Raw genomic sequence first — 10,445 nt, forward strand, 5'->3', positions numbered from 1 at the left:
AAGTGTCAACCATGAACTCTGGGCTACTCCCTATAGCATTAGCTCGCCGTCGTTCTGTGCGCCGGTCTATGGGGAAATGGGATAATCCGTGGCACGAGGGATCAGCACTAAGTCAAAGGTGCTTAGCAGTACAGAGATGACCAGGAGGGCTCAGGCTTTCGTGGCTAAGTGGAAGAACGAAGGCCGCGAGAACGCTGAAGCGCAATCTTGGTGGAATGACTTTTTCAACGTCTTCGGCGTCGACCGCTACTCTACGGCCACCTTTGAACGCTGGGCCAAGAGAGCATCTACTGGCCAGCAGGGGCGCATTGACGTCTTTATGCCCGGAGTGATGATTGCGGAACACAAATCGCTCGGCAAGGACCTCGATGGGGCTGGCAACCAAGCCGATGACTATCTGGCGGGAGGCGATCTCAAGCCTGCGGAAATGCCCCGCTACATCGTGACGAGCGACTTCGCTGAGGTCCAAATCACCGATCTGGAATCACCTCTGGATCCACCCTTCCGTTTCCCGATCTCCAAACTGCCAAGGAACATTTCGCGTTTCGCCTTCCTCTCCGGCTATCAGGCTCCGAAGCGGTCGTCTGAGGAGCAACGAGCGGTAAGCATCAAGGCAGCCCGAGCGATGGGCGCCCTTTATGACGCATTGTTGGGCGATGTAGATGCGGCCATCGATACTCAGGACGGTGAGCAGGCATCGATTTTCATGACCAGGCTGTTGTTCCTTCTGTACGGGGACGACGCTGAAGGGCTCTGGGAGAAGGATGCTTTCGAGACCTTCATCCGTGAGTTCACGGCAGAAGACGGTTCGGACACTGGCGCCCTTATGGCTCAGCTCTTCCAGGTTCTCGATTCGCCCACCAGGTCTTCCAAGCTCGATAGTCACATGGCCGTTTTCAAGTACGTCAACGGTGGGCTCTTCAAGGACCGGGTAGACATTCCAGCCTTTGACTTCGACATGCGTCAGGCGCTCCTACGGGCGACGGAAGAGGAATGGAGTCAGGTCTCCCCGGCCATCTTCGGGTCCTTGTTTCAAGGCATGTCTTCCAAGGCGAAACGTCACGCAGGCGGCGAGCACTACACTTCTGAAGCCGACATCCTCAAGACTCTCCGCCCGCTGTTCCTTGACGAGATGGAGGAGCGCTTGCAGGACGCCTGGCTCTCCGAACAGGCCTTGGTCAAGCTTCATGACTCATTCGAGAACATCAGATACCTAGACCCTGCCTGTGGATCCGGAAATTTCCTCATCGTTGCCTATCGCGAGATGCGTGACCTTGAACTGCGGCTGCTGCAGCGACTGCGCGAACTCCGGGGCGAGCAAAATGCCTTCACTTTGGACGCCACGTGGGATCTTAAGGTGAAACCCGATCAGTTCGGCGGTATCGAAGTCAGCTGGTGGCCGGCCAAGATCGCCGAAACAGCGATGTTTCTCGTCGAGCACCAAGCAAACACCAAGATGGCCCATACGCTCGGGGGCGCCCCCGACATCTTGCCGATCAAGGCGGCCGCGAAGATCGTTCACGATGATGCCTTGACCACGGACTGGAACGCTGAATTTCCCACCGATGGGGTCACGACATACGTCTTCGGCAACCCGCCGTTTTTAGGCAAAAAGGAACGCAGTGACGTCCAAACTGCCCATATGAAAGGGGTTTGGGGCAAGGACTACTCCGGCGAAACAGACTTCGTGACAAGCTGGTTTATTCGGGCGCGACAGTACCTCGACAAGGCGGCCGGCCGCTTTGCCTTCGTCTCCACAAATTCCATCGTGCAGGGGACGAACGTTCCTCCGCTTTTCGGAAAACTGATCACCGATGGGTGGCGCATCCGTTTTGCTCACCGCACGTTCCTCTGGAAGTCAGAAGCAACTGGGCCCGCCCAGGTTCATTGCGTGATAGTGGGATTCGATCGTGAGGCATCCACGCCTCGACTCTTCGATTACCCACTACTAAAAGGGGCCCCGGTCGAGGTTCTCTCCGTATCGACAATCAACGGCTACCTCGTTGACGCGCAAAATATTTACGTCGGGGAAAGACCCGCTCCACTGAACGAGTCCCTGACCAGCACGATCGGGTTCGGATCCATGGCTGGGGACGGTCGCAATCTTTTCCTTACCGACGGTGAGGCAGAAGAACTCCGGAAGGATCCTTCCGCAGCCCGCTATGTAAAGCGCTTCATCGGAGCTAAGGAGCTCATCAACGACAAGGTCCGCTGGTGTATCTGGATGCCGGAGCCGGAGGCCAAACTAATCACAGAGAACGACATCCTTCGCGAGCACATCGCGGCTGTTAGAGCCTGGCGCAGTGAAGACGGCCGCGACAAGGACATCGCCAAAAACGCAAATAGGCCGTACCGGTTTCATCGTCCAAAACAGCCTCTGACAAACTTCCTTTGCATCCCCCGCCACTTCAGCGAGGACCGGGACTACGCGACTGTCGCCTATTTCACGCCTGACGTTGTGCCTGGTGACGCAACGTTCACAACACCGGATCCTGACGGTTTCCTGTTCGCGGTTATATCCTCTGCCATGTTCATGACGTGGCAGAAGACCGTAGGGGGAAGACTTAAATCCGACCCGCGCTTCTCCAGCACTCTGACGTGGAACAACTACCCACTCCCGAACGTCGACGCGTCCACACGGCAACGCCTAATTGAGGCGGGAAAAGCCGTCATTGCCGCTCGCGAAGCACACCCACAAGCGAGCCTGAATCAGCTCTACAACCCCTTGGCGATGCCAACTGACCTGATCGATGCCCACGAAAAGCTGGACCGACTAACTGACCGGCTGTTCGGGTTCGCAAAGCAGCCCGCGCTCATCCAACGACAAGAACGACTGTTCGAGCGATACTTGGCGCGGATTGACGATTTACGGTGACTACAGACCTGGCCTGGGTAGGGACGGATGAGTAGTCACGCTGCCTATCTGCGTCATTTCGAAGCCTACGAACCCGAGCTCGAAAAGTGGAGGCTTCGTGCACAGGAGCTAGAAAAGCCGGAGCCAGGAAGTGATCTTCACGAAGACAACAAGGCCTTTCTTCACCCAATCAGTGATGAGGCGAGGCTTTCCTTGATCTCGGCCGGGGAGCATCTTCGTTTAGCCTGGACAGCTATTAAGGCTAAGGAACTGTACCCCTCAGCGCACTTCACAACTTTGCGGGGAGCCCTTGTCGCAGCGTCGCAGGCCGTCTACATTCTGGGTCCCACAGATTCCGCAACTCGACGCGGTCGCGGCCTGGCCGTCATTGTGGAGTCTAACAAGCGGTTACGTCAGTATCATGCGGAATGCTTGCGAATGCCCGGCCTGACGGACTCAGACGTACAGAAAATTCAACAACAACTCAACTGGCTTAACGAGCGGATTGACGGCGCCCGTGCAGCTGGTGCACAAAAAATGGGCGTCAATGTATCCGACCAAGTAATCCCCTACGCTGCTGCGCTCGTATTCGACAGCAAGCCGGATCTTCAGCACACGCTGATGCTTCTTTGGCGCCAAATGAGTGGTGACGCCCACGCTCTTGCTTGGGCGTTGACGCTGCGAGCACAGCTGGATCCACCGAAAGAGGGCCAGATACTTAGTACCGGAACGGTAGGTGGATCCCTGCAGGACATTGCGGAGCCATTCGAGGGTGCCTTTCGTATTTTGAAGCGCGGCTGGTCCCTCTTCGACCAACGTTGTCGCGCCGAGGAACACAGATTTGCTGAGGAGCGAATGAGTGGGTAAGCAATCTCGAAGACTATCCAGGAAGAACCGTACGAAGTTTGCAGCGTCCGTTACCGATGGCAATCTGCGGATAGTAGTCGCAACAACTCCCACGACAGTCGGCTCTGGCGTGACTCTCATTCCAGACCTGAAATTGATTCGCGCAGCTCTGCTCTATGCCGACCATGTGGAGCTAATAAGCCCATCCGCAACGATGCTCGAAGGACTAAATGATCTTCGATCTGGCGGGGTCCCAGCGTTCCTCGCTCTTGCTGCCGGGCTCGATGACGAGACGCTGAAATACCGCATAAAAGGCGACGATCCAGCACAAACAAGGGAAATGATCAACCGTTTGCTGGAGTATCGGGCGCTGACCCGGCAAGAAAGACGCAGCCTCGATGTGAGCACGCAGGCCGCATATCAAGGAGCTGAGCAGGGACTCGCCGGCCTATACTCCGCGATAGGTACAAGGGAAATCGAAGACCATGTTGCGGGCTCTGGCCACCCAGAAATCGAAGTGGCTCTCCAATCGGGTCTGCTTTCCATCAATCACGGCGTGACATCTGTTCTGATCTCGAAGAGTGCGACGGAGTTTGGAGAGTCCTACGGCAGCCTCCTCCAGAACCTGGTTAGTAGGGGCAGCGCACTTCTGCTCGACGAGCAGATGAGCAGAATTGTTGAACTCATGGTTGCAGAGGGACAACTGTCACCTTCTGGCACGACCACGAACCGGTCGATCAAAGCCACTACCGGAACTGGCCTGATAGCAAGGTTGCCAGCATTTCCTCATGCTGACGTCCATCAGGTCCTGGAAGCCAGAGATCAACTCGATTCTCACCTTCTTCGATACCGTCGGGCCGTCAAAGGCTACTCTCAAAAAATGGTTTCAAGGCCGTTCACAGATGATCTCCAAGATGAACTGGACGATATGTGGCTGGAGGAGATCCAGCCATCAGTCAATGAACTTCAGCATCAACTGAGCCGCAAAATCATCGCCCAGAATACTCTTTGGGAAGGACTGGCGGCTGGCAAGTCCATCGCCACGGAAGCAGCTGCTGCCCTCATCCATTTCCAAGCCCCCGCCCTTGGTCTGGATCAGGTCCTCGCGACAGCCACCGCCGCAGCAACCGCGGTCGCTGGGGTGGCCCCTCCAATCGTGAAAGCCTTGCAGAAGGCTAATGAGGCCAAGAAAGGCGATCTCTATTACCTAGCCGCTTTGAACAGCCGCCTAGGTCCACCTTCGGCGGCGAGATAGCAGTTGTGTCAAAAGTGGGCAGGGCCAGTTCATAGCTGGCCCTGCCGGGTTTTCCCTCTGCAAAGGAAATCTGTGGTTCAGCTTGGCTGAATGGTTGGTGGTGCTGGCACGGGCCTGGTACCTCGTTGTTCCTGGTCCCGCGGGTGGTATGTCCGCCGGCCGCGATGTCGCGGTTAATGGCGGTCCGTCGCTGGTGAGTGGCTGCTGTGGTTCGCCCTGGGCGGCGGACCGCCCGACATGCGGACCCTTCCTGGCCCTTGCTGGGGTGAGTGGCCGGGCGGCTGCCTCTGGGGTACAGCCGCCCGGCTCTCCGTCCAGTTATTCGGTGTCGGTGGTGTGCTTGTCGAGGATGATCTGCTCCACGGCGCTTGCGGTGTACCCCCAGGTGGTGAGCTGGTTCAGGTAGTGGAAGTGCCGCTTGTCGGCGGACCGCCATGAGTCTTTCTGGATGGTTTTTTCATACCCTGCGCAGATCAGGGCGATCAGGGAGAACTCGGGCCGGGCGGTGGTTTTGGCGGTGTGGTCCCGCAACGGGTTCCAGCCCCACCGGTCGGTGTCTTCCCCGGTCTTTGCCCCGATCATCTCGGTGGCGACTTTGCCGTCGTAGCCGCTGGCGGTTTCGGGGTCGTGGGTGATGGCTTGGACGGTGAAGTACTGCCAGCCCTTCGGCGCGGACTTGCGAGAAAGCAGGGTCTTCACAAATTCCCGCCTGACCTTCGTTGCGCTCTCCATCTCGCGGTTATTCGCTATCAGGGTCTTCCGCTCGGCCTTCTGCTCCTCGGTCATCGGGCCTTTCTGGGCCTGCGTGCCGCCGTCGTAGCGTTCGTACCTCGGGGTGAAGCCCAGGTCCTTCCAGCCGGTGATGACCGGGTTCGCGTTGTGCTGGCCCCGGTAGTCGGTGCTGATCAGGTAGGCATTGGCGTCCTCGTCGGTGGCCGGTTCCCCGTCGGCCCGCTTCGCGGCCGAGACGTACAGGTTCTCCTCGTTGGAGTAGTGCCCGGCGTCCTCCACGATGGTCTTGCCCTGTGCTTCCAATTCCTCGATCAGTGCCGCGAGGGCGGCGGCGCTGTCGCGGCGGTCCCGGAGCATCTGCGCCACGTGCAGGAGCTGATCGGGTTCGTCCGCGATCACCGACTCCAGTTCCTCGGTCGCGTCCAGGTTCCCTTCAAATTCGGCCATAATAAGCGCTTCATCGATGGTGTATCCCTTGCCGAGAGCGGCGGACCCGGCGTTCGAGGATTTGGCTTTCAGCGCCCCTTCCACCGTGGTCTTGGTGCGCCCGGTTTTCTTGGCGATGGCTGCGGCTGAAACGCCGATCAGGGACAGCTGGTGGTAGGCGTCGGCCTCGTCCGCTTCGGTCAGTTCGGCCCGCTGGATGTTCTCCACGACCTGGGTCACGATGCGTTCGGCTTCCTCGGGGGACTCGATGATCATTACCGGGATGCTGGCGCGCCCGGCTTCGACGGCGGCGCGGGTGCGGCGCTGTCCCATCAGGACATGCACCACGCCGTCGTCCTTGCGGTGGGCGATGACGGGTTCCATCACGCCATGTTCCTTGATGCTGGCAATGAAATCGGGTGTCAGGGCGGCGTCTTTGCGGACGTTGATGTCCACCGTCAGGGTTCCCGGGTCGAGCATTTCGAGCGTGGGTGTGGCGTTCATGGTGTTGCTCCTTTTGCAGAGGATTCGGTGGGTGGGGCGACCATTGGTGACCGGCCAGCTTCCCTTCTCCCCCGTTGTTTTTTGGTTGCTGGCAAGCTCGCTTGCTCGTGGCCGCTCCGGGCCCCTCCACCCGCAGGGCAAGGGTGCGGAAAATCTGGGGGAGGAAATAAGCGAAGCGCCGGGCCAGAATTTTCGTCTCCCGCAGAACCCGACGAAGGAGGGTTTGGAGATCAGGGTTCGGAGCGGACATGGATAATCCGGAGGACAGCAACCAAAAGACGTCGAAGACGTAGAGACTGGTCCAGGGAGTGCCGGAGCCCTGCGACGGCGCACCCTGGACCCAACAGCCAGCCGCGCCAACGGACGCCCGAACATTTGGTGAGCCCCGCGAACCAATGGTGCGAGCCGTGCGAGCACGCGCTTCTTCCTGACTAGGGTGGGTGCATGAGTGATCCGGCCCCGCGCCCCCGCCTCCCCGACCGTGTGCGGCACGGCAGGGAGTGGCCGTCTCCGCGTGTCCATCGGATCCTCGCCGTTGTGTTGACGGTTGCTGCAGCGGGATCGTTGGTGCTGGTGGTGGTCGATCTCGTCATCGGCCGTCCGGCGGCGGGCGATGTCTTCATCGCCATCCTTAATAGCCTGGCGGCCGCGGTCTTGTGGTGGCACAGTTCTGAACAAGCCCGGTCATGACGAAGGGCCGGCGCGTGGCCGGCCCTTCGGGTTTTCCTCGGACAAAGGAAATCTGGGGTGCAGCGTCGAGCGCTGCCTGGTGTTTAGAAGTTGTGGTGTTCCAGCGCCCAGCCGGTATCCGCTGGGCCGATGGGTTCGCCGGCGGTGTGTATCCGCAGTTCGATGATGTCTTCGGCCAGGCTGAGGTCTGCCTCGGGGGTGTCGTCCTCGGTCAGGGTGTATTCGGTTCCCATGCTCGCGCTTCCTGGTCGGTGCAGTGTTCCTGGCTCTCACTGTAACCGTGGTTTCTGCGCGTCCGCTGGGTTTAGTGGCTGCGCCCGCGTCAGCGTCATCGGCGGCCGGAGGAGCGAAGCGGGGGAGGCCGCCCCGCCACCGCCCAAAGGCCGGGCCGGGATCGTGGGGTGATCCGGCCCGGCCTTCTCGGTCTAGATGATGCGGCGCTTGTAGGCGGTTTCGTTGTCGCGGGCGACCTCAGCGAGGGCTCCGCGGCTGATGAGTTCCCTCAGCAGGACTGCCAGCCGGAACCCTGGGACGTCCGCGGCCGCGTGCTTGAGGTAGCGGTCCGCTTGGCTGCCGTGTCCTTTGAGCCATTCCAGCCAGCCCATCAGGGTCAGCATCGGTGCACGCTGGCCTGCCGGGACGACTTTCATCAGCTCGAAAGCGAGGGTTTCGGCCCGGTCTACCCGGTCCCAGTCCGGCCGCCCGGTGAATTTCCCGAGCATGACGTCGGCGAAGTTCCCGTTGTGGGTGGTGATGGTTTCGCGGAACAGGAAGTCCCGGACCATTTTGTGCTGGAACGCCGCCGCTATTGCCCGCGCCTTCTGCTGGTCGGGGTTTGCGGTGGCCTCCAGCACGGCCGCCCATGCCGCACACGCGTCCTCGATGTCCTCTTCGGTGCCTTCGGGTGCTTCCACCCGCTGGGTCCAAGTGCCCAGCAGGGCGGGGTTGTAGACATCGACGTCGATGGCGCTGCCGAAGTAGGTCAGTGTCGCGTTGGCTTGGCTGTCGGTGATCTGTGCCAGCGTGTGCTGTTCGTCGGTGCCGAACTCTGCCCAGTAGCCGGATGTCACGAGCAGCACGTTTCGCACGGGCATCCGGGCTGCGGCCAGCTCGTTCACGAGAGCGGCGACGTGCGCGGCGTAGGGGTAGCCGTCAAGATCCTCGTCGGTGTAGACGATGACGTATGACGCGGTGGCCTGCTCGTCGTTGGCCGCGTGGCTGGTCAGCGTCTGCGCGTAGTTCATCGGCTCGGCGTGTTCGGGTGCGTCCATCCGCAGGGTGGCGCCGAGGGAACCGGCGCGGGCGGTGAGGACTACGAACGATTCCGCGGGCTTCACGCCGAGCAGGTGCGGGACGGTCGCCAGCAGGTCGGCGGGGCCGGTGAGGTTCAGTTTTTCAGTCATGGTGTGTTTCCTTCTTGTCCGAGAAGTGGGGTGAGCGGGGCGACCGTGATGACCGGCCAGCGTCCCCTTCTCCCCCGTTGTTTTTTGGTTGCTGGCAAGCTTGCTTGCTTGTGGCCGACGGAGGCCCCTTCACCCGCAGGGCCAGGCGCCGGGGAATCTTCGAAAGGAAATAAGCGAAGCGCCGAAGAAGAATCCCCGGTGGTGCAGAGCCCGGAGGAACGGAGGGCTTGAAGATCAGGGCCGGAGCGGACACGTAGAATCCGCAGGACAGCAACCAAAAAACGTCGTAGACACACCAGGTGATGACGGACAGGAGCTCTGCGACGGACCGGCAGCGCCCAGCAGCCGGCCGCGCCAGCGGACGCCCGTATCGGGGCGAGCCCTGCGAGGTGCCCTTACCTGACTTTCGCGGCTTATCCGCCCCCGGGTCGGCCAGTCTCTGGGCTTGCCGCCGACATGAGGTGATTCGCCACGGTCCATGGGCGGGATGGCGGTCCGCCGCCGGCAACCACCCACGCACGGCGACCACACGCGGCGGACCGCCCGGACTTTAAATGAGGGATGGCCTGGAGCTTTTGCCGCTCCCGGCCATCCCTTGGCTTGGTGCTGCGCGTCAGACGCGGTCGCTGGGCCGTTTACGTCCCCGGAACCACCATGCTCGGAATTGCACCACGGCAAACGCCACGACCAGAACCACGATCAGACTCCAAACCCAGAAGTCGAACGAACCGGGACTCGTTGTCAGCGAGGGCCAGGCAACGACGGTCATAGCCACAACAACGGCGAGCAGCAGCCAGGGTTCGCGCGAGCGGTACCACGGCGCAAAGGGTCCCGCGCTTTTCTGCCTGTCGTCGTCGTTCTGCACGTTATGGCTCCTGTTGCTCTGGGTTGCGTTCATGGGTATGAGGCTATCTTCACGGTACGACATCGGGTCTTGTCCTTTTCTTCGGGGTAGTCCGTTACTCCCGCCCGGAACTGGGCAGGAGTAACGGACCTATAGGTGTTGGTTAGGCGGCGTTGACGGCGTAGGGCATGCGGTACCGGCTGGGCAGCTCGGCCGCGGCTTCGGGCAGGTCGGCCGGGCCGTCAGCCTGTCCGTTCTTCCAGTGGAAGAACGCCTGTTCGGTGATCGCGTCCCACTGCCGGGCCTTGGTCCGGTAGTAGGTGCAGCTCACGTCTCCCTCGCAGTACGTGGCGACGCCGAACAGGTTCCCGATACGGTCAGCTGTCCGCGTGGCCGCGACCATGACATAGGGCCACTGGCCCAGATCCCAGCCCTCAGACCCCCAACTGGAGAGCACTGCCCAGCCGTGTTCTTCGATGAGTTCCATCCAGTCGTAGCCGCCGTTCATGTGGTAATCGCCCAGCACGCTCACGTCCTCGATGGTTTCCCCGGTGTCCTCGAGGGTCACGGTCTTCGTGGTTACTGCGTTCATGGTTGTTGTTCCTTCTTGTCCGAGAAGTGGGGCGAGCGGGGCGACCATTGGTGACCGGCCAGCATCCCCTTCTCCCCCGTTGTTTTTTGGTTGCTGGCAAGCTCGCTTGCTCGTGGCCGCTCCGGGCCCCTCCACCCGCAGGGCAAGGGTGCGGAAAATCTGGGGGAGGAAATAAGCGAAGCGCCGGGCCAGAATTTTCGTCTCCCGCAGAACCCGACGAAGGAGGGTTTGGAGATCAGGGTTCGGAGCGGACATGGATAATCCGGAGGACAGCAACCAAAAGACGTCGAAGACGTAGA

The 10,445-nt window shown here is 60.6% G+C and carries 9 protein-coding genes; 4 read left to right on the forward strand and 5 right to left on the reverse strand.

Annotation, left to right across the window (positions count from 1 at the left end; all coding sequences use genetic code 11):
* The first annotated feature begins 136 nt into the window (after nt 1–136).
* Genes CXR02_RS12590 through CXR02_RS12600 form a run of 3 tightly spaced genes read left to right on the forward strand, consistent with a single transcriptional unit; the run spans nt 137 to nt 4,955 of the window.
* Complete coding sequence (locus tag CXR02_RS12590) at nt 137–2,875, forward strand: DNA methyltransferase (RefSeq protein ID WP_146072532.1); 2,739 nt, start codon at nt 137–139, stop codon at nt 2,873–2,875.
* 27 nt (nt 2,876–2,902) lie between these two features.
* Complete coding sequence (locus CXR02_RS22155; protein WP_146072533.1) at nt 2,903–3,721, forward strand: hypothetical protein; 819 nt, start codon at nt 2,903–2,905, stop codon at nt 3,719–3,721.
* Nucleotides 3,714–4,955 carry a hypothetical protein gene (locus CXR02_RS12600; RefSeq protein WP_146072534.1) on the forward strand — a complete coding sequence of 414 codons (1,242 nt, stop codon included), beginning with the start codon at nt 3,714–3,716 and terminating at the stop codon, nt 4,953–4,955. The genes CXR02_RS22155 and CXR02_RS12600 overlap by 8 nt, the downstream gene beginning before the upstream one ends.
* 318 nt (nt 4,956–5,273) lie before the next feature.
* Here CXR02_RS12600 and CXR02_RS12605 read toward each other — a convergent pair whose 3' ends face one another.
* A complete protein-coding gene (locus tag CXR02_RS12605) occupies nt 5,274–6,617 on the reverse strand; it encodes a ParB/RepB/Spo0J family partition protein (RefSeq protein ID WP_104062312.1) in 1,344 nt (447 codons plus the stop codon).
* Nucleotides 6,618–7,061: 444 nt separating this feature from the next.
* On the opposite strand from CXR02_RS12605, the gene CXR02_RS12610 reads away from it, so the two are divergent.
* Nucleotides 7,062–7,307, forward strand: coding sequence for a hypothetical protein (locus tag CXR02_RS12610; protein WP_104062313.1), 246 nt, complete (start codon nt 7,062–7,064; stop codon nt 7,305–7,307).
* An 83-nt stretch (nt 7,308–7,390) separates the two neighbouring features.
* Here the strand turns inward: CXR02_RS12610 and CXR02_RS22395 are convergent, their stop codons facing one another.
* The 4 genes from CXR02_RS22395 to CXR02_RS12625 all read right to left on the reverse strand — a co-directional run bounded on the left by CXR02_RS22395 (nt 7,391) and on the right by CXR02_RS12625 (nt 10,146).
* On the reverse strand, nt 7,391–7,540 hold the full coding sequence (locus CXR02_RS22395) for a hypothetical protein (protein ID WP_181037215.1): 150 nt from the start codon (nt 7,538–7,540) through the stop codon (nt 7,391–7,393).
* A 192-nt stretch (nt 7,541–7,732) separates the two neighbouring features.
* Nucleotides 7,733–8,710 (reverse strand): DUF4192 family protein, encoded by a 978-nt coding sequence (locus CXR02_RS12615; RefSeq protein ID WP_104062314.1) that lies wholly within the window; start codon nt 8,708–8,710, stop codon nt 7,733–7,735.
* A 613-nt stretch (nt 8,711–9,323) separates the two neighbouring features.
* Nucleotides 9,324–9,608: a hypothetical protein gene (locus CXR02_RS12620; protein ID WP_146072535.1), complete on the reverse strand. Its 285-nt coding sequence runs from the start codon at nt 9,606–9,608 to the stop codon at nt 9,324–9,326.
* A gap of 109 nt (nt 9,609–9,717) precedes the next feature.
* Nucleotides 9,718–10,146: a hypothetical protein gene (locus tag CXR02_RS12625; RefSeq protein WP_104062316.1), complete on the reverse strand. Its 429-nt coding sequence runs from the start codon at nt 10,144–10,146 to the stop codon at nt 9,718–9,720.
* Nucleotides 10,147–10,445: the final 299 nt, after the last annotated feature.

The organism is Arthrobacter sp. 4R501, from assembly GCF_002929755.1.
GTDB lineage: Bacteria > Actinomycetota > Actinomycetes > Actinomycetales > Micrococcaceae > Arthrobacter.